The sequence below is a fragment of the Gordonia namibiensis NBRC 108229 genome, from assembly GCF_000298235.1.
In the GTDB taxonomy this organism is placed as follows: domain Bacteria; phylum Actinomycetota; class Actinomycetes; order Mycobacteriales; family Mycobacteriaceae; genus Gordonia; species Gordonia namibiensis.
Map to the genome: position 1 here is coordinate 23,054 of NZ_BAHE01000045.1, position 18,687 is coordinate 41,740.

Below are 18,687 nucleotides of genomic sequence, written 5' to 3' on the forward strand. Positions count from 1 at the left end.
GCCTTGTCCGTATGGACAAATCGCCGGGTGTAGCGCTCGGGCGGCTCATCCTGGCCCTCGATCGGACGGTGGCGACCCTGGTCACCGCGCCGCAGGGACTCGACGTGCCGGTGCGAAGCCTGGCGATGATCGACATCGACGACGTCCACTTCGGCCTCGGTCGCGCGGCACGGTCGGCCGACGTGTTCTTGCTCGTGGGCCTGCCTGACGACGTCGCCACCGAACTCCTGGCCGGCCTCGGTGTCCATCGCCCTGTCGCGGTCTTGAGCAAGACGGCGCCGGCGACCCTCACCGACCTCGCCGATCGGCTCGGCATCGCGGTCGTCGCCATCGACCCGCACGCGCGGTGGGAACGCATCTACAATCTGGTGTCGCGCGTCCTCGACACCGCGCGGCGTTCGCCGGACGGCGGCGAGTCGATGGAGTCGGGCGCCACCGGCGATCTCTTCGAACTCGCAGCCGAGGTGGCCCGTCGCACTGGCGGGCTGGTCAGCATCGAGGACGAGCGGTCGCATGTGCTGGCCTACAGCACGGCCGGCGACGAGGCCGACGAGTTACGGCGGTTGTCGATCCTTGGTCGTGAGGGCCCGCCGGAGATGCTTGCCTGGCTCCGGCAGTGGGGTGTGATGGACGCGGTGCGCACGTCGGCGCGGGTGGTCGCGGTCGACGCGCGCACCGACCTCGGGCTTCGGGAACGCCGCGCGGTCGCGATCCGCGCCCCGGGCACGGCCGAGTTCCTGGGGGTCGTCTGGTTGCAGCGTGGGGCCGGACCGTTCGCCGACGACACCGACGAGGTGCTCACCGGTGCGGCCGCGGTGGCTGCCCGGGTGATCGCCCGTCGTCGATCCGCGGGGACGGAACACGACGAACTGGTGCGTCGGCTCCTCGGTGCACGCGGCGACATCGTCGACGTCGACGCGCTCGCCGCCCAGCTCGGCATCGACCCGGCCGTCGCGGTGGTTCTCGTCGGGTTCGCGACGGCCGGTTCGGCCGACGATGCCCCGGTCCCATTGGCGGAGAACGCCACTCGTATCTCCGCGCTCACGCTGCACGCCAGCGCGTTCAGTCCGCTGTCGGTGACCGCGACCATCGGCGACCGCGCCTACGTGGTGCTGCCCGGGGTGACCGACGACGCCGCGGTGGAGTGGGCACGGGTGTCCGTCGATGCCACGGATCGGCAGTTCGGGATGCGGATCCGCGCCGTGGTCGCCGGACCCCGAAACCTCGCCGCGGTACCGGAGCTGCGCGCCCAGATCGACCGCGTGCTCGACGCGGCATCGCTCGAGGGCGAACTGATCGACGACGTCACCACCGTCGCCGGCTCGCGCACCGGCGTGCTTCTCGGCGAGATCGTCGCGCTGCTCGCCGAGAACCCCGACCTCGTCGACCCGCGGGTGTCCGAACTCGCCGACCTCGACGCACGCACCGGCAGCGATTTCACCGTCTCCCTGCGCGCCTACCTCGACCGCTTCGGCGACGTCCGGTCGGCCGCCAACGACCTGCACGTCCACCCGAACACGTTGCGCTACCGCATCCGTCGGATCGAGACCCTCACCGGGATGGACCTCGAAGACCCCGCGACCCGGCTCGTCGTGGCGTTGTCGTTGCGGGTGCGGTAGGGCCGGGCTTGCATGCGGCGAGAGATCCCGCGCGCCACTCGGTGGGTGTGATCCCGTACCGTCGCGTGAACTCGCGACTGAAATGTGGAGCGTCCGGAAAGCCCCACGCCCGGGCGATTGCGGAGATGGTTCGGTGACGGTGTTTCGGGTCGGCGAGTTGCGACCGGATCGTCTCCATCCGCCGGTGCCTGATCTCGTCGCCGATCGTCGTCTCGGTGCCGGCGAACAACCGGTGCAGCGATCGGGTCGACATACCGCAGGTTCGCGCCAGCCACTGCACACTGAGGGCGGGGTGTGCGAGGTTGGCGTCGACGACCGCCAGTACGCGGCGCCTCCGCTCGTCGTCGGGGCCGGTCACCGAGTCTGCTCCGGTGAGCCGGTCGGCTGCGGTGCGGAACAGGTCGACCGATCGCGCGACGATGTCGGTGGCGGTGGGATCGTCCTCGCAGTCGGCCACCGCACCCAGATACTGTGAGACGCCGCGATAGAACGGGTGGTCCGACGGGCGGAACGCGCGACCGCAGAGTCGCGCGATCGCCTCGTCGGACAGTCCGAGTCGGTGACGCGGAACCTGGAGTACCTGCATCTCCCAGTGCTCGCCGAAGCGGATCTCGTAGGGCGAGCTCGTGTCCCACAGGACGAAGTCACCCGCGTCGAGAACGGATCGGTTGCGGTGCTGCCCGACGATGCCCGCGCCCGACACCTGCCGGCCGATCATCACCGCTGACTCGTTCCCGCGGCTGACGAGTTTCCGGGTCCGCACGATGCGGTGAGAGGCACCCGACGATGAGGTCGCGATCCGGATGTCACCGACGCGCGCCGTCGCGACCGTGCCGGAGAACTCGTTCGGGTCGTCGAGATCGACGTCTATGTCCAGCGGAACGTAACTCCGCCAGATGACCTCGTGCCAGGTGGAGACGCGGTCGTGACGAGGCAACGTACGGACGTCGAAGATTCTTGACACAGACAGACCCCAACAGATCTCAGGTTCGGCCCCTGGCTCACGGGTGCCCCGAGTGTAGGACAGGTCCGGCCCTACTGCTCGGGTTCCCAGGCGCCCCTACGCGCGGATCATCGGTCGCTCGACATGTCCGCCAGGTCGTCTGCGGGCGCGTCGAGAGCGAGGGGAAGCCCGTCCAACGCGCGGGGCGATCCGGTGTCGCCCGCGGCGCGCGAGATCGCGGTGCTCGCGACGGAACCGGGTGCGGTGGCCGGATCGTGAGGGATGAGCACCGGCGACTGCGACGAGGCGTTCAGCTGCAGTGCGTACACGTCGGGCCGCGAGTAGTGGCCCACCGGGTCCGCCGCCTGCTTGGCCAGCGCGATCGCCGAGAGGTCGATGTCTGCGTACAGGATGCCCTCGCCGTCCTCCGGCAGGGCGTCGGACAGCTGGGATCCGTCCGGCCCGAAGATCCGGGCAAAACCTCCGCCGTATCCGATCAGCGCGCGCTCTTCGTCGGTGGTGCAGAAGAAGTCGAGCGCGGTGTCGGTGACGACCTGGGTCGAGCAGAGCACGAACGTCCCGCCCTCGAGGGCGTATGCCCGGGTCGCGATGAGCTGTGCCTCCACACCGAAGGCGAAGACCTCCGGCTGGTAGAGCGACATGCCCGGCCATGAGGCCACATGCACCTGTTCGTGTTGCGAGTACATCGCGAACTTGGTGAGCGGCTGGACGTGCTCCCAGCAGTTCAGCGCGCCGACGCGCGCCACCGGCATGTCGTAGACCGCCAGGTCCGAACCGTCCCCTTCGCCGAACAGGCTCCGCTCGACATGGGTGGGCTTCAGTTTCCGGCGCTTGGCGACCAGTGAACCGTCCGGGCCGATGATCAGCTGGCTCATGTACAGGCTCGCGCCACCGCGCTCGCTGATGCCGATGACCACACCGATGCCGTGTTTGCCGGCCGCGTCGAGGAGCTGGGCCACCTCCGGCGAGTCCATCGCGAGTGAGTTCTGGTGATACGGCACCGCGAACCGGCCCATGCCGGCGAGCATGCTGCCGTTCCAGAGGTGGTACGGGTAGCCGGGCACGAAGACCTCGGGGAACGCGATCAGCTCGGCGCCGTTGCCGGCGGCCTCGGCGATCCAGGAGACCGCCTTGTCGACTGTTGCCGCGGCGTCGAGCCACACGGGTTCGATCTGGGTGGTTGCCACCCGAAACTTGTTGGTGTAGTTGACCATTGGACTCTCCGATCATCGGTGCGGAGCGCTCAGTGTAGATCCGCAGCCGACGGCCGCCTTGTCGGAAAGTGCCAGAGCTGTTGTCGATTCGGGACGCGAGAACAAAACCGCCCCTGAGATCCATGGGTGGATCTCAGGGGCGGTTCTCAACAGGAGTCCCGCGAGACGTCAGAGAATGGTGAGCATCTCGTTGTAGGTGGGCAGCGGCCAGAGGTCGTCGGCGACGATCCCCTCCAGCGTGTCCGCGACCTCGCGCACCGCCGCCGTCGCCGGGATCAGTGTCTCGAGTGCGTACTTCGACTCCTCGTAGGTGCTGTCCCCGTGCATGCCGGCGATGCCCTCGTCGAGAGAGACGACGGCGTCGTGCAGCCGGCTGATCAGTTCGGTCAGTTCGCCGAGAAGCGGTGTGGGAGACTCGATCCCGGCCATCTTCAACGACGCCGCGGTGCCGGCCAGTTCGCCCTGGTAGCGGATCGCGGCGGGCATGATCATCGTCTTCGCGATCTCTGAGGTCTCCTTGGCCTCGACGAGGATGGTGAGGGCGTAGTACTCGAAGATGACGTCCTCGCGGGCCTCGAGCTCGCGGGCCGACAGCACCCCGTACTTCTCGAAGATCTCGATGACGTCGTCCGAGGTGTACTCGGTGACGGCGTCGACGGTGGTGCGCAGGTTCTTCAGGCCGCGGGCGGCGGCTTCCTCCTGCCACTGGTCGGAGTATCCGTTGCCGTTGAAGATCACCGCACCGTGGGCGTTGATGATCTCCTGCAGCACCTTCTGGACGGCGTCGTTGAGGTCGGCGCCGTCGGCGAGGAGCTTCTCCAGCTCGGTGGAGATGTGGTCGATGGAATCGGCCAGGATGGTGTTGATCGCGACCATCGGATCGGAGATCGACTGATTGGAACCCGGTGCGCGGTACTCGAATCGGTTCCCGGTGAACGCGAACGGGCTGGTGCGGTTGCGGTCGCCCGGATCGGCCTTCAGCGGCGGCAGGGTGTCGACGCCGAGTTCGAGGACGCCGGCCGCCTTGGAGCCGGTGGCGCCGCCCTTGGCGATCTGCTCGAAGACGTCCATCAACTGCTCGCCGAGGAAGATCGAGATGATCGCCGGCGGAGCCTCGTTCGCGCCCAGACGATGATCGTTCGACGCCGATGCGACGGCGGCACGCAGCAGGCCGCCATAGAGGTGGACGGCGCGGATGATCGCACCGCAGAAGGTGAGGAACTGCATGTTCTCGTGCGGGGTGTCGCCCGGGTTGAGCAGGTTGCCCTGATTGGCGTTGCCGAGCGAGAAGTTGACGTGCTTGCCCGAGCCGTTGACGCCGGAGAACGGCTTCTCGTGCAGCAGGCACTTCATCCCGTACTTCTCGGCGACCGCCTTCATGGTGGTCATCATCAGCTGCTGGTGATCGTGGGCCAACACCGAGCGCTCGAAGACCGGCGCGATCTCGAACTGGCCGGGGGCGACCTCGTTGTGGCGGGTCTTGGCCGGGATGCCCTGCTTGAACAGCTCGCGGTCGAGTTCGATCATGAACGACAGCACACGTTCGGGGATGGCGCCGAAGTAGTGGTCGTCGAATTCCTGACCCTTCGACGGCGGGGCGCCGAACAGGGTGCGGTTGGAGGTCATCAGGTCGGGGCGGGCGTAGAAGAAGTGCTCGTCGATCAGGAAGTACTCCTGCTCGGCGCCGGCGTAGGAGACGACGGTGTCGACGTCCTCGTGGCCGAAGAGCTTCAGCAGGCGCATCGCCTGCTTGCTCATGGCCTGCTGGCTGCGCAGGAGCGGGGTCTTCTTGTCCAGCGCCTCACCGGTCCACGAGATGAAGATCGTGGGGATGCACAGGGTGTTGCCGTTCGGGTTCTCCAGGATGTAGGCGGGGCTCGTCACGTCCCAGCCGGTGTAGCCGCGCGCCTCGAAGGTGCCGCGCAGACCGCCGTTGGGGAAGCTCGACGCGTCGGGCTCACCCTGCAGCAGGGTCTTGCCCGCGAACTCGGCGAGCGATGCACCGCTCGAATCGGGTTCGAGGAACGAGTCGTGCTTCTCCGCGGTGAAACCCGTGAGCGGGTAGAAGACGTGCGCGTAGTGCGTTGCGCCCTTCTCGATGGCCCAGTCCTTCATCGCGACCGCGACGTAGTCGGCGAGGGTCGGGTCCAGCGGACAGCCGGTGTCGATGGTCGCCGCGACCGCCTTGAAGACGTGCTTCGGCAGGCGCTTCTTCATGACCGACAAGCTGAACACGTTGCGTCCGAAGGTGTCTGCCAACGGCTCGGTGAATCCGGGTGCCGACACCTCGTAGGTCGTCACGGCCTCGATGGCCTGACGGCGGGACATGCTGCCACTCATGGTTACTCCTGGTGTTTCTCGTCGACACCATCAGGTCGGCACGACGAAGTCGCTGGGTTCGCGATTGCGAGCGAGTCGACGCTATGAGCTGGGTGTATGCGCCCCGTTGCCCCCGTGTGACGCTGAGGAAAACTGATGGCGCAGAGCGGATTCGTCCGTTCGGATGATCCCGCTCCCCGAGGTCAGCGGTTCACCGCAGCGTGGCGCCGTCGCCCATCACGGCACCCTCACGGCGCGGGTCGGCGCCGCCGATCCATCCGGAGTCGTGGCGCATGATCGCGCTGAGTCCGCTGGACTGTTCGTCGACGGACACCTCTTCGCCGCGTTCGCGGAGACCCCGTACGAGGGGGTCGTTCGCGCCATCGTCGGTGATGTCGACCAGGGGATGTTCACCGCCGACGTTCGACGTCGGGGTGTTGGCGGAGCCGAAATCGATCATCGACACCGCCTGCTGCGGGTTCAGGCCCCAATCGAGCATTCCGACGAGCGTCTTGACGACGAACTGGATGATGACCGATCCGCCCGGGGAACCCAGCGCGGCGACCACCTGCGCGGGGGCGCCATCGGTTCCGGGCTGCATCACCAGGGTCGGCGCCATCGACGAGCGCGGACGCTTGCCGGGGGACACCCGGTTCGCGAGCAGTGCGCCGTCGTCGTCGCGCGGTTCGGCCGAGAAATCGGTGAGCTGATTGTTGAGCAGGAAGCCGTCGACCATGTGATAGCTGCCGAACGCCGATTCGATGGTTGTCGTCATCGATGCGACGTTGCCGTAGCGGTCGGCGACGGTGATGTGGCTGGTGCCGTGTTCGGTCCCCGGATGCGAACCGAGCGGGACCGGCCCGAGGTCCCCGGCCGGTGCCTCACCCAGGGAGGAGTCGGGTTCGATCAGCCCGGCCCGCTCCTTCAGATAGGCGGGATCGAGCATGGTCTCGACGCCGCGCCCGGGCAGCGGAACGAAATCGGGGTCGGCGACGTACTTGTCGCGGTCGGCGTAGGCGAGTCGCTCGGCCTCGGTGATCAGGTGCACCGCAGCGGGATTCGGCCTGCCACCGTCTGCATCGAGCTCCGTGGGCCCCATCGTCGGCAGGTCGAAGTTCTCCAGGATGCCCAGCGTGGAGGCGACGGCGATGCCGCCCGACGACGGTCCGGGCATGGCGACGATCTGGCGGCCGCGGTACTCCGTCACGATGGGTTCGCGGGCGATCGCCCGGTAGTCGCGCAGGTCGTCGACGGTCATCAGGCTCGGCGTCATACCGCCGGCGGTGCTGCCCGCTTCGGCGACGATCGCCCGGGCGAGGGGGCCGTCGTACATCGCGTCGGCGCCGTCGGCGGCCAGAACGCCAAGGGTTTTGGCGTACGCCGGGTTGACCAGGTCGGTGCCCGCGGGCTTCGCCGTGCCCTCGCCGGTCAGGAAGTAGGTGCGGGCCTCCTCGTCGGCCTTCAGCTCCGGTGCGGAGGCGGCGATCGCCCCGGCCAGTCGTGGGCTGATCTCGAAACCGCTGTCCGCCAGGGTGATCGCCGGCTCGAACAGGTCGCGCCAGGCCTGCTTGCCGTACTCGCCGTGGACCATGTCGAGCATCCGCAGCACGCCGGGGACGCCGATCGATCGTCCCGACGCGCGGGCACTCGGTACGGGCGGCGCCGGGTCGGTCGGGGAGATCTGCGTCAGGTAGGTCTCGGTGGCGGCCGCGGGTGCCGTCTCGCGGCCGTCGAAGGCGCGCACCGTGTTCGACGCCGCGTCGTAGTAGAGGGCGAAGGCGCCGCCGCCGATACCCGACGACTGCGGTTCGACGAGCCCGAGCACCATCTGCGCGGCCACCAGGGCATCGGCCGCGGTGCCACCGTCGCGCAACACCTCGCAGGCCGCGCGGGTGGCCAGCGGATTGGCCGTCGCCGCGGCGTAGGTCCCGGTCCGGACCGGCTTCATCCCGCTGCGGTAACCCGATGCGATCTCGGGTCGGGTCGCGATGTCGGTGGGGGCGGCCGAGACCTCCTGGGCGTCGATGAGCTGGCCGTTCGGGATCTCCGCGCAGGTGACCGGCGCGGCGGACGGTTCGTCGGCGTCGGACCCGCACGAGGCGACGACCAGCGTGGCGGCGACCGCGACCACCGTCAGCCGGAGGCCGCGGGATCCGAGATGATGACTTCCCCGACGGCGTCTCATGGACCTCAGCGTACGGTCACCGCGCAGGGCGGACCGACCGAACGGCGATGCCCACCCCGATCACCGCGAGACAGGCGAAACCGAACGTCAGCAGTCGTGCCGACCCGACCGCGTCGGCGCCGAAGCTGACGAGCAGACCGGCCGCAGCCGACCCGACGGTGTTGGCGACCATCTGCACGGAGTTGATGCCCGCCGATGCGCGCGCGGCTTCGGCCTGGTCGTCGGTGATGCCCATGGCGGCGGTCGCGATGTGCGGGAAGGCCATGCCGATGCCCATGCCGGCGACGACGAGGCAGACATACCAGCCGGCGATCGCGATCGGTGCGGTCGAGGACTGGAGGAGGCCGTAACCGGCCAGGCCCGCGGCGAGGAATGCCGGCCCCGCGACGCGGGCGGCCGATGCCGAGCGGCCGTGGGCCCACGTGCTGCTGGCTATCTGCGCGACCGTCCACCCGGTCGACAGCGCAGCCGGCAGAAGACCCGCGGTGAAAGGTGACAGCCCGCCGACCTGCTGGCCGAACAACGGGAGGAAGGCCTCGGCGGTCGACCCGGCCGCCAACACCGCGATCGAGAGATAGATCCACTTGAGGGGATTGCCCACCGAATAGGTGAGACGGGGGAGCAGGCCGGTGTCACCGCGTCGATCGACGGCCACGAACCCGAGCAGGGCGAGCAACGCGACACCGCCGAGAACCACGACCGCCGTCGTCGAACCGGAGATCGCGGCCACCGAGACCGCCCCGGCTGCGACGGTCACCGCCGCCAGCGATGCCCATGGCAACGGGTGCCGGTCGCCGGAGCCGCGACCGCGCGGCAGCACCCGGGCGGCCACCGCGGCGATGGCCAGCGTGACGACGGTCAGGAACCAAAAGGAGCCCCGCCACAGTCCGACCTCGGCGAACATGCCGCCGATCGCCGGACCCACGATGTTGCCGACACCCCACATCGCCGAGATCATCGCCACGGCCCGGCCCCAGATGCGCTGCGGCAGGGCGATCTGCACGACCGCGAACGCCAGGCCGGTGAGAAGTCCGCCGCCGAGTCCCTGGATCAGCCTGCCGACCAACAGGATCGGCATGGTCGGGGTGAGCGCGCAGACCAGTGAACCCGCGGCGAACGCGGAGAACCCGATCAGATAGGCGCCCCGGGCGCCGAACTGGGCCAGCGCGCGCGTCACCAACATCGACGCCACGACGGAGGCGATCAGGAAGACCGTGACGACCCAGGCGTAGAACTGTTCGCCGCCGATGTCGGCGACGGTGCTGGGCAGCGAGGCCGAGGTGAGGAAGGTGTTGATGGCGAAGACGAGGATGCCGCCGGCGAAGACCGACACCGCGGCGCGGTGTTCACGGGCGAGTAGTTCGGACCATCCGCCCGTTGACGTCGACACCGTCTGAAGGAATATCGGACCCGGCGACGGGGGTCAAATCGGTAGGCCGTGTCCCGCGCCCGGAAGCGGTACCGACCGCATAGTGTCGATCGGGAACAGCACGGCCACACCGGGCCGGGCACGCGAGAACGGGGTAGAGCGTGGGAGTGGTACGTCATCAGGCCATGGTCGATGCGCCTCGGGACAAGGTCTTCCAGTATGTCGACGGGTACCAGAACGTTCCCGAGTACCTGATGGGGGTGACCCGCTTCGAGCCGCGGACCGAGCAGACCCAGGGTCTGGGCTCCGTCTTCGAGCTGACGATCGACGTCGGTCCGAAGAAGCTCAAGTCGGTCGTGGAATGCACCCGGTACGTCGTCGACGAACTGATCGAACTCAAGGCGATCGAGGGTTTCCAGGCCGACACCACCTGGCGGTTCCTCGACGCTAACAAGGGCACCGAACTGCAGGTGGAGTTCAGCTACACCCTGCCCGGCGGCATCGCGGGTCGAGTGCTCGGTGGCATCGTCGGGCCGTTCGCCGCCCAGGCCATCAAGCACACGGAGGCCACCATCGCGAAGAACGTGGTCGCCGGGGGCTGAGCACGTTTCACGTCCCGGTGACCCCGTCGGCGGTGTCGTCGCCGTGCGCGACGACCCGGTTCGGCAGGTTCCTCGAGAAGAGCAGCGCCAGCACGAGCAGCACGAACACGATGAACAGGGCCTGCTGGATCGCGGCGACCTGCGCGTCGGCGTAGGCCTCCGACACGGCCTGCGCGGCGGACTCCGAGCCGCCGGAGTCCAGGACCAGGGTGCGTGCCTGATCCGCTGAGATGATGGGCACCCCGGCGTCGTCGACGGTGGAGACGATCTGCTGTTGCTCTGTGGCGGACAGTGATTCGGTGTCGCCGACGGTGGAGAGGAAACCCGACGACAGCAGGAGGATGAACACCGAACCGGCGACCGCCGTACCGAACGACGAGCCGAGGTTCTGGAAGGTGCCCTGTAGTCCGCCGACCTCGGAGGTGTCCTTCTCCTCGACCGCGGACATGTTGACGTTGCCGAGCTGGGAGGCGAGGAGGCCGAAACCTGCTCCGACGACGAACATCCCGATGGCAAAGGCCACACTTCGCAGGTCGACTCCGACGGCGGCGATCACGAAGAGGACGCCCAGGGCCATGATGATCTGCCCGCCGCGGGCGATGAAGCGGGCGGAGCGTCGTGCGGTGAGCCAGGATCCGAGGATCGAGAACAGCACGAGCCCTACCGATAGCGGTAGGATCTTGACCCCGGTCTGCAGTGCATCACGTCCTTGCATCGTCTGCAGGTAGACCGGCACCACGAAGAACAGCGCGGCGATCGCGAAGTACTGGGCCAGGAATCCGCCGAGGCCGCTGCGCAGCGCGGGGATCCGCAGCAATTCGACGCGGAGCAGTGGTTGCCGGCCGGTACGGGCGAGCGTGCGTTGACGGTCGACGAACAGCCACAGCACGACCACGCCGATCAGCAGCAGATAAGCGACCGGGGATACGCCCAGCGGGGCGATCTCGGTGTCGCCGAGCTCCGGCGGGTGCTGCGGCTTCAACCATCCCCAGGTCTTCGACTGCAACACTCCGTAGACGATGAGGGCCAGGCCGCCGGCGGATGCGAGGACGCTGAGCGGGTCTATTCGTACGTCGCGGTCGCGCTCGACGTCGTGGATGAGGCCCGCCGCGAACAGGACGACGACCATCACCACGGTCTCGGCGACGAAGACGTAACGCCACGAGGCGTAGGTGGTCATCAGACCGCCGAGCAACGGGCCGACGGCGGCGGCGAGTCCGGTCACCGCGCCGAGGACCGAGAAGGCGGTGACCCGGGCCTTTCCGGTGTAATTGATGGCGGCCAGGGAGGCGATCGCCGGTATCACGAGTACCGCGCCGAGCCCCTCGACGAGGGACCAGCCCAGCATGAGGACGGTCAGGTTGGGGCTCAAAGCCGTCGTCAAGGAACCGATCCCGTAGATGACGGCACCGATCTTGAAGGCCCGCGCGCGGCCCATGAGGTCGCCGAGTTTGCCACCGGTCAACATGAACGCCGCCATCGTGAGGGCGTAGAAGGTGATCGCGGCCTGCATGCCGGTGATCGAGGTGTCGAGATCGGCTGCCACGACCGAGATCGACACGTTCATGACGGTGCTGTCGAGCACCATCACGAACTGGGAGACCGCGAGGATGACGATGACCGACCACGAACGCATCGCGGAACTCCCCTCAGCTGGAAAGTGATCCGACGATTGTCGCAGCCGGGAGCCGTCAGCGCGGCGGATCGAGCATCGGGACGAGGAACCGTCTCGCGATGTCGGCCAACTGGGCGTCGTCGGTGATGTCGACGACGCGACTCGGCACGGTGAGGAACGACGCCGAGATACGCACCATCATCTCGGCCACGATCTCGATGTCGAGGTCCTCGGAGATGTTGCCCGCCAACTGTTCTCGTCGTAGTTGAGCGGCCACGAACTGTTGCACGACGGAGAGCAGGAGGCCGTCGTCGCCGATCATCGATTCGATGAGCATGCTCGACTCGGAGTCGGCCATCCCGCTGATCAGGGGGTTGCTCGCGACGGCCCGCAATGATCCGACAAATCCGACGACCACGCGCTCGGCCACCGTCTGCGCGGCCGGGATGTCGGTGCGGAACTGGTCGAAGTAGCGCCGGAACTCGCGCAGCACCACCTCGTCGACCAAAGCGTCCTTGGTGGCGAACTTCCGGTAGAGGGTCACCCGCGTGACGCCCGCGTTCTTCGCGACCTTCTCCATCGGGGTCCGCTGGATGCCGAGTCGGCAGAAGAGGTCGAAGGCGGCGTCGAGAAGACGTTCGGCCGTCGGGTCGGATTCGGTGTCGGTGGGGTTCACGGACCCGAGGAACGCGCGGTGGATCACCGAGCTCGACGACGAACCGACCGGCATCAAGCCCGGACCGGGGATGTCCGCAGCGGACGACGGCATCGGCGATTCCCTTCGGTGTGGCGATCGATCTGCCCGGATCAACGATCGCAAATCCGAGAATGTCGGTGTGTCCTGAGTCACTCGATGTTATCAAGGATACAAGGTTACGAAGATTGTCACATTGATACATCGGACTGAACGGGACGGGGCCATGCAGGATCTGAACAGGCGCAAGCTACTCAAGGCAGGAGGGGTCGTCGGAGCGGCCGGGGCGGTGGCCGCGGTGGCCCCGGCGAGCCCGTGGACGTGGTCGCCGGCGAACTCGCTGCCGGGCCGCGGTGTGGGCGCCGACCCGCGCACCCTCTGGGACGACGAGGCCGACCCGGTGATCGCGAAGGTCATCGACAGTGGTCAGGCGCCGAAGGTCAACAAGCTGCTGCGGACCTGGCACAAGAACTCGCAGCCGCTGCCGGCCGGGCTGCCGCCGGAGCTGCGCGACTTCATGGAGCACGCGCGGCAGTTGCCGTCGTGGACCGACCGGTCCAAGCTGGCCGCCGCGGTGAGGTTCAACCAGAAGCGCGGCACGTACCTCGGCATCATCTACGGCTTCGCGAGCGGCATGATGAGCACCCTCATCCCCAAGGAGGCGCGGGCGGTCTACTACTCCAAGGGTGGATGGGACCTCAAGGACCGCATCTCCAAGACCGCCAAACTCGGCTACGACATCGGATCTCTCAACGCCTACCAACCCGACGGCGAGATGGTCGTCACCTGCCTGAAGACCCGGATGGCACATGCCGGCGTCCGACACCTCCTCCCGCAGTCACCGCACTGGGTGCACTCCGCATCGGAGGATGTGCCGATCAGCCAGGCCGACATCATGGTGACCTGGCACAGCCTGCCGACCACCGTGGTGCGCAACTTCGAGAAGTGGCAGGTGCCGATCGCCGCCGACGAGTCGGCGGGCTTCCTGCATTCGTGGCAGATCACCGCGCACATGCTGGGTGTCAAGGATGAGTACATCCCGGCGTCGTGGAATGCCGCCGAATCCCAGGCGAGGCAGGTGCTCGACCCGATCCAGCACCCCACGCCGGAGGGTCGCAAGCTCGCGGACATGCTGCTCGACCTGGGTATGAATCTGGACCTGACCCTGCTCTCACGCGGAGTGCTCGGCGCGTTGACCCGATTCATGCTCGGCGACAAGGCCGCCGACGGGCTGAACATCCCGCGCGAACCCGTGTGGACGCCGTTGCTGGAGACGGCCTGGACGCCGTACGTACTGGTCCGTGAAGGCCTGCTGAACGTCGGGATGCCGCGCGAGGCGTACTGGATGATCGACGAATTCCTCCGCCAGTTCGTCCTCTTCTACATGTCGGAACTGCGGATGCCGATCAACATCGAGATCCCGGTGTTCAACAACCCCAAGTACCGGTGACTGCGGCGATCGACTCCTTTTGACCGCCGACGAGGCTACGAGGTTTCGGCTGCGACCGCTCGGTCCTGCTTCTTCTCGCGCTTCGGCAGCAGGGGGATGCGGGGCCGGGCGGTCAGCCATTTGCTGAACGGGAGGCGCAGCAGTAGGTCGACGACGATCAGCGAGCTGGTGAGAACGACCGCGATGAGGATCAGCGACCGCAGGATCGCCGAATGCGGGAACCACTCGAACAGCCCGCTGAGGAATCCGACGCGTCCGAGGACGTCGAGGATGAGCGGGTGCACGGCGAAGACGCCGAACGCACGCAGTGTCGCCTGCGAGACGAACTTCGCCGCGGCCGGACGGCCCGCCGCGCGGCGGTCGTCCCAGACGAGACCGATGAGCCATAGCAACACGAACCCACCCACGAGCCACGGCAGCGACACCGGGTTCCAGGCGGTGTTGGCCTTCCACGGCACGTTGCCCGGCGAGGTCGCCAGCAGGTAACCGGCGACGGTGAACGCGGCGCACCCGGCGGCGACGAGCACCACGGTCGCCATGTGTTCACGCAGCCACTTGTCCACAGCCTGCTGGTGTTGCGCCGCCACCACACCCATGGCGACGAACAGCGCGTACATCGGCAGCGTCTTCCAGAGGTGGTGGTAGGTGACGTCCCAGGCGGCGCCCGAGGGCCGCGGCAGGTACTGGTAGATGACGAACATCGTGATCTGGATGAGCGCGCCACCGGACAGCAGGAGCCACGGCCGGTTGCGGCCGCGCTCGAAGATCCACGCGATGAGCGGGAAGAACAGATAGATCTGCATCGAGATCAGGAGGAAGTACAGCTGGTACTTGCCCTCGCCGACGAGCAGGTCGTGTGCGAGTCCGGAGAACCATTCACCCGCCGGCGGGAATGGGTTGTCCCGGATGACGATGTGGTCGGTGATCGCGTAGATGACGGTCCAGGCCAGGTAGGGCCCGATCACCAAACCGAAGCGGCGGCGCCAGAACTGTACCGGGGACATCTCCCGGCCCTGCATGCTCAGCACGAGGACGTAGAGCGTCACCGCGACGAAGCCGTAGCGGGTGAGGTGACAGAGGGTGCCGACCAGGTTGGCGCCGCGCACCTCGTCGGGCCCGCCGTTGATCGCGTTCACGCTGTGCGCGACGACCACGAAGGTGAACAAGAACACGCGGACGAAGTCGGCGGTGTGAGCGCGGGAACGCGGTGTGGGAACCGGAGCGGACGTCGGAGGCGGCGTCGCCGGCGCGATGCCGGTCGTGATGTCCGAGTCCGCAGACGTGCTGGTCTCGGTGTCGGCGGTGCGCGCCGAGCTCGCTGCGTGCACCAACGCAAAGACCTCCCCCGGGTTGACCAAACTGTTACCTGAACGAAGTGTACGGGCCGAATCTGGCAGGAACCTCAACGCCGGGGTGTCCTCAGTGATGACAATCACAGCCGGAATTGCCCGGTTCCTTGTCAGCGGTCGAGGTTACCGGACGGCAGCGCATGCAGCAGATCGGTGAAGTCTGATCGTGCGGAGGGCCGACGACGGCGGAGAAAATTCGCCATCTTCACGATCTGAGGAGGGGCCACAGGAGTCCGGGGTTGCTGCCGTAGACTTGCCGCGTCGCCCGAGTGGGCGCCCGCCTTCGTAGCTCAGGGGATAGAGCAACCCTCTCCTAAAGGGTAGGTCGTAGGTTCGAATCCTACCGAGGGCACCAGACCACAGCGGGGCACCACCAGTTGGATTTCACACCGCAGCGGATTTCGCGAACCGCCGTCGGTACACCAGCGGCGACACCCCGACGGATGCCGCGAAGTGGTGCCGGAGCAGCGTCGCCGAGGTGAATCCGACCAGTCGAGCGACCTCCTCGACCGGCGCATCCGTCGACTCCAGCAGGTTCTTGGCGGCCAGTACACGCTGTTCGGTGAGCCATCTCCGTGGTGACACCCCGACCTCGTCGACGAACCGTCGCGCGAACGTCCGGCCGGACATGTGCATCCGTTCCGCCATGTCGTCGACGCTGATGTCACGGTCGAGATGTTCGAGCAGCCAGCTGAGCAGCGCTCCGAATCCCTCGTCGGAACACGCGGGCATCGGGGCGTCGACGAACTGTCGCTGACCGCCGTCGCGGTGGGGTGAGACGACCATGCGACGGGCGATCCGGTTCGCGACGCCCGGCCCCCATGCCTCGCGGACGAGGTGCAACGACGCGTCGATCCCGGCTGCCGTCCCGGCGCTGGTGGTGATGGGGCCGTCGTCGACGAAGAGGACGTCGGTGTCGACCTTCGCCTTCGGGAACTGTCGTGCCAGCTCCTCGCCGAAGCGCCAGTGCGTCGTGCAGCGGCGGCCGTCGAGCAGGCCTGCCGCGCCGGCGACGAAGGCGCCCGAACACACCGTGAGGACGCGGCCGCCGTTGTCGACCACCGCGCGCACGGTATCGAGGATCTCCTCGGGATAGTCGCCGTCGACCTTTCCGCCGGGGATGGCGACGAGGTCGACGTCGCGGCACTCGTCGAGGGAATGCGACACCTGGATCGACACGCCGTTGCCGACCGGAAGTGGCACGGACGGGTCGGGGGAGGCGACGCGGAAGTCGAAACCGGGGACGCCGTCGTCGGTCCGGTCGAGGCCGAACACTTCGTGGACCACGCCGAACTCGAACATCGCGACGTTGCCGTGGAGCAGAACCCCGACCGATTTCAGCATGACGCCAGTATGGCAGAAGATTTGCGGACATTGACGTTTGTGCCACTGTTGGCGGTAATCAGGCGGACGGAGAATTACTGCCATGATCATCGCACTCATCGTTCTCGCCACGGTGGCCCTTCTGGCCGTCGTCGCGCTCGTGCACTTCACCCGCCGCACGCCTGCCGGAACTCGTACTCCGCTGCAGCGTTTCGTCGATTGGTCGACCCGCGATCCGAGGCGTCCCTACGGGCCCGACACCGATCGCGTCGCCGTCGAGCTGAGCATCCTCACGCGCCGCTACGACCGACTCGTGTAGAACAGGGCTGCGATACCGTAGCGGGCGTGAGCTCCCAGACCGTTCTCGTCACCGGCGCGACCAGTGGTATCGGCGCCGAAGTCGCCCGACAGTTCGTGGCCCGCGGCCATCGGGTCTATGGCACCACCCGCAACCCGGACGCAGTGCGCAGCCCCATCCCCGGTGTCACCTACGTCCGCCTCGACAACGCCGACTACGACTCCGCCACCGCCTGCGCCGACCTCGTCGGGCCTGTCGACATCCTGGTCAACAACGCCGGCGAGTCCCAGGCCGGCGCCCTCGAGGACACGTCGATGCAGGCCATCGAGAATCTGTTCCGCGTCAACGTGTTCGGACCGGTCGCCCTCACCAAGGCGGTCCTCCCGGGAATGCGTGAGCGGCGTCGCGGAACGGTCGTCATGGTCGGCTCGATGCTGTCGAGCTTCCCGGTCGCGTTCCGGTCCAACTACGCGGCGACGAAATCCGCGCTGAAGGCCTTCGCGCTGGCGACCCGTCGTGAGGTGGCGCCGTACGGGATCCGCATGATCTCGGTCGAACCGGGCACCATCGCGACCGGCATCGGTGACCGCCGGTCCATCCATATCCGGGAGAACTCGCCGTACCGCGCCGAGTACGAGACCCTCGCCGCGGCCACCCGCCGTAACGAGGACGCCGGGATCAGCGCGGAGGACATGGCCACCCAGATCGTCGACGCCGCGCTCGCCGAACACCCGAAACCCTTCTATGCCAGAGGAAACCAGGCGGGCGTCGTGTTCTTCCTGCGCAGGCTCGCGCCCCGCCAGCTGATCCTGGACATGACCGCACGCAAGCACGGGCTGCCCAAGGTGAAGATCTGACCGTGCGAATCACGCTGCGGGTCATCGGGATCGGCCCCGGCGGTCCCCGCCAGGTCACCCTGCAGGCCATCGACGCCATGGCCGATGTCGACGCCTTCCTCGCGCTCGAGAAAGGAACGGCGAAGAGTGGACTGCTCGACGCCCGCCGGGTGATCCTCGACGCACATGCCCACAAGGGGTATTCGCTCGTCGAGATCCCCGACCCGCCGCGCGACCGTGCGCCCGCCGACTACGACGCCGAGGTCCGGCGCTGGCACGCCGCGCGCGCCGATCTGATCGCCGCCGCACTGCGCGACGAGGTCGGCGACGGCGGGGTGGCGGCCTTCCTCGTCTGGGGTGATCCCGCCCTGTACGACAGCACGCTGCGCATCGTCGACGACCTCGCCGCACGGGACGATCTCGAGCTCACGGTCGAGGTGATCCCCGGGGTGACCAGCGCGAGTGCGCTCACCGCCGCGCACGGCATCGTCGCCAACCGCGTCGGCGAACCGATCCACATCACCACCGGTCGCCGCCTCGCCGACACCCCCGCCGGTGCCGACGCCAACCAGGTCGTGATGCTCGACGGCGATCTCGCCTTCCGCCGCACCGCCGACCCCGACGACCACATATGGTGGGGCGCCTACGTCGGCACCGACGACGAGATCCTCATCAGCGGCCGGGTCGGCGACGTGACGGAGCAGATCGTCGAAGCCAGGGCCGAAGCCCGCGAACGGATCGGGTGGATCATGGACATCTACTTGCTGCGCAAGGTCCGCTGAACTTCAATCCGATCGAACCGTCTGCCGCGCAACGCGTTACCCGCCGATCTTGTGGATGGAGATCCGAG

The 18,687-nt window shown here is 67.7% G+C and carries 15 protein-coding genes and 1 tRNA gene; 7 read left to right on the forward strand and 9 right to left on the reverse strand.

The features are described 5' to 3' along the window. The first annotated feature begins 11 nt into the window (after positions 1 to 11). Positions 12 to 1,619, forward strand: a complete 1,608-nt coding sequence (locus GONAM_RS18545) for a PucR family transcriptional regulator (RefSeq protein ID WP_006868293.1) — start codon at positions 12 to 14, stop codon at positions 1,617 to 1,619. Here the strand turns inward: GONAM_RS18545 and GONAM_RS18550 are convergent. The 5 genes from GONAM_RS18550 to GONAM_RS18570 all read right to left on the reverse strand — a co-directional run bounded on the left by GONAM_RS18550 (position 1,552) and on the right by GONAM_RS18570 (position 9,691). Next, positions 1,552 to 2,583: an AraC-like ligand-binding domain-containing protein gene (locus GONAM_RS18550; RefSeq protein ID WP_006868294.1), complete on the reverse strand. Its 1,032-nt coding sequence runs from the start codon at positions 2,581 to 2,583 to the stop codon at positions 1,552 to 1,554. The two genes, GONAM_RS18545 and GONAM_RS18550, sit on opposite strands and share 68 nt — an antisense overlap. Before the next feature lie 107 nt (positions 2,584 to 2,690). Continuing rightward, on the reverse strand, positions 2,691 to 3,797 hold the full coding sequence (locus GONAM_RS18555; protein WP_006868295.1) for a carbon-nitrogen hydrolase family protein: 1,107 nt from the start codon (positions 3,795 to 3,797) through the stop codon (positions 2,691 to 2,693). A 168-nt stretch (positions 3,798 to 3,965) separates the two neighbouring features. Next, positions 3,966 to 6,137: a glutamine synthetase III family protein gene (locus tag GONAM_RS18560; protein WP_006868296.1), complete on the reverse strand. Its 2,172-nt coding sequence runs from the start codon at positions 6,135 to 6,137 to the stop codon at positions 3,966 to 3,968. A 190-nt stretch (positions 6,138 to 6,327) separates the two neighbouring features. After that, a complete protein-coding gene (gene ggt / locus GONAM_RS18565; protein ID WP_040536915.1) occupies positions 6,328 to 8,301 on the reverse strand; it encodes a gamma-glutamyltransferase in 1,974 nt (657 codons plus the stop codon). A gap of 16 nt (positions 8,302 to 8,317) precedes the next feature. Next, positions 8,318 to 9,691 carry an MFS transporter gene (locus GONAM_RS18570; protein WP_006868298.1) on the reverse strand — a complete coding sequence of 458 codons (1,374 nt, stop codon included), beginning with the start codon at positions 9,689 to 9,691 and terminating at the stop codon, positions 8,318 to 8,320. Positions 9,692 to 9,831: 140 nt separating this feature from the next. Here GONAM_RS18570 and GONAM_RS18575 point away from each other — a divergent pair, with 140 nt between their 5' ends. Continuing rightward, complete coding sequence (locus GONAM_RS18575) at positions 9,832 to 10,272, forward strand: SRPBCC family protein (RefSeq protein ID WP_040536917.1); 441 nt, start codon at positions 9,832 to 9,834, stop codon at positions 10,270 to 10,272. Between the two features lie 7 nt (positions 10,273 to 10,279). Here the strand turns inward: GONAM_RS18575 and GONAM_RS18580 are convergent, their stop codons facing one another. Both GONAM_RS18580 and GONAM_RS18585 read right to left on the reverse strand, forming a co-directional pair. After that, complete coding sequence (locus GONAM_RS18580) at positions 10,280 to 11,908, reverse strand: MFS transporter (RefSeq protein ID WP_006868300.1); 1,629 nt, start codon at positions 11,906 to 11,908, stop codon at positions 10,280 to 10,282. A 55-nt stretch (positions 11,909 to 11,963) separates the two neighbouring features. Beyond that, positions 11,964 to 12,656 (reverse strand): TetR/AcrR family transcriptional regulator, encoded by a 693-nt coding sequence (locus GONAM_RS18585; protein WP_006868301.1) that lies wholly within the window; start codon positions 12,654 to 12,656, stop codon positions 11,964 to 11,966. Positions 12,657 to 12,807: 151 nt separating this feature from the next. Between GONAM_RS18585 and GONAM_RS18590 the strand changes: the two genes are divergently transcribed. Next, positions 12,808 to 14,031, forward strand: a complete 1,224-nt coding sequence (locus GONAM_RS18590) for an oxygenase MpaB family protein (RefSeq protein WP_006868302.1) — start codon at positions 12,808 to 12,810, stop codon at positions 14,029 to 14,031. 35 nt (positions 14,032 to 14,066) lie between these two features. Here GONAM_RS18590 and GONAM_RS18595 read toward each other — a convergent pair whose 3' ends face one another. Then, on the reverse strand, positions 14,067 to 15,359 hold the full coding sequence (locus GONAM_RS18595; RefSeq protein WP_006868303.1) for an acyltransferase: 1,293 nt from the start codon (positions 15,357 to 15,359) through the stop codon (positions 14,067 to 14,069). A 300-nt stretch (positions 15,360 to 15,659) separates the two neighbouring features. Between GONAM_RS18595 and GONAM_RS18600 the strand changes: the two genes are divergently transcribed. Then, positions 15,660 to 15,735 (forward strand) — tRNA-Arg (locus GONAM_RS18600). Between the two features lie 29 nt (positions 15,736 to 15,764). On the opposite strand, the gene GONAM_RS18605 is transcribed toward GONAM_RS18600, so the two are convergent. Further along, positions 15,765 to 16,724 (reverse strand): GlxA family transcriptional regulator, encoded by a 960-nt coding sequence (locus GONAM_RS18605; protein WP_006868304.1) that lies wholly within the window; start codon positions 16,722 to 16,724, stop codon positions 15,765 to 15,767. Positions 16,725 to 16,806: 82 nt separating this feature from the next. Between GONAM_RS18605 and GONAM_RS18610 the strand changes: the two genes are divergently transcribed. The 3 genes from GONAM_RS18610 to cobF are packed head-to-tail and all read left to right on the forward strand — an operon-like array spanning position 16,807 to position 18,619. Further along, positions 16,807 to 17,022, forward strand: coding sequence for a hypothetical protein (locus tag GONAM_RS18610; RefSeq protein ID WP_006868305.1), 216 nt, complete (start codon positions 16,807 to 16,809; stop codon positions 17,020 to 17,022). Between the two features lie 26 nt (positions 17,023 to 17,048). Beyond that, positions 17,049 to 17,858 carry an SDR family oxidoreductase gene (locus GONAM_RS18615; protein WP_006868306.1) on the forward strand — a complete coding sequence of 270 codons (810 nt, stop codon included), beginning with the start codon at positions 17,049 to 17,051 and terminating at the stop codon, positions 17,856 to 17,858. Between the two features lie 2 nt (positions 17,859 to 17,860). Next, on the forward strand, positions 17,861 to 18,619 hold the full coding sequence (gene cobF / locus GONAM_RS18620; protein ID WP_006868307.1) for a precorrin-6A synthase (deacetylating): 759 nt from the start codon (positions 17,861 to 17,863) through the stop codon (positions 18,617 to 18,619). Positions 18,620 to 18,687 lie beyond the last annotated feature (68 nt).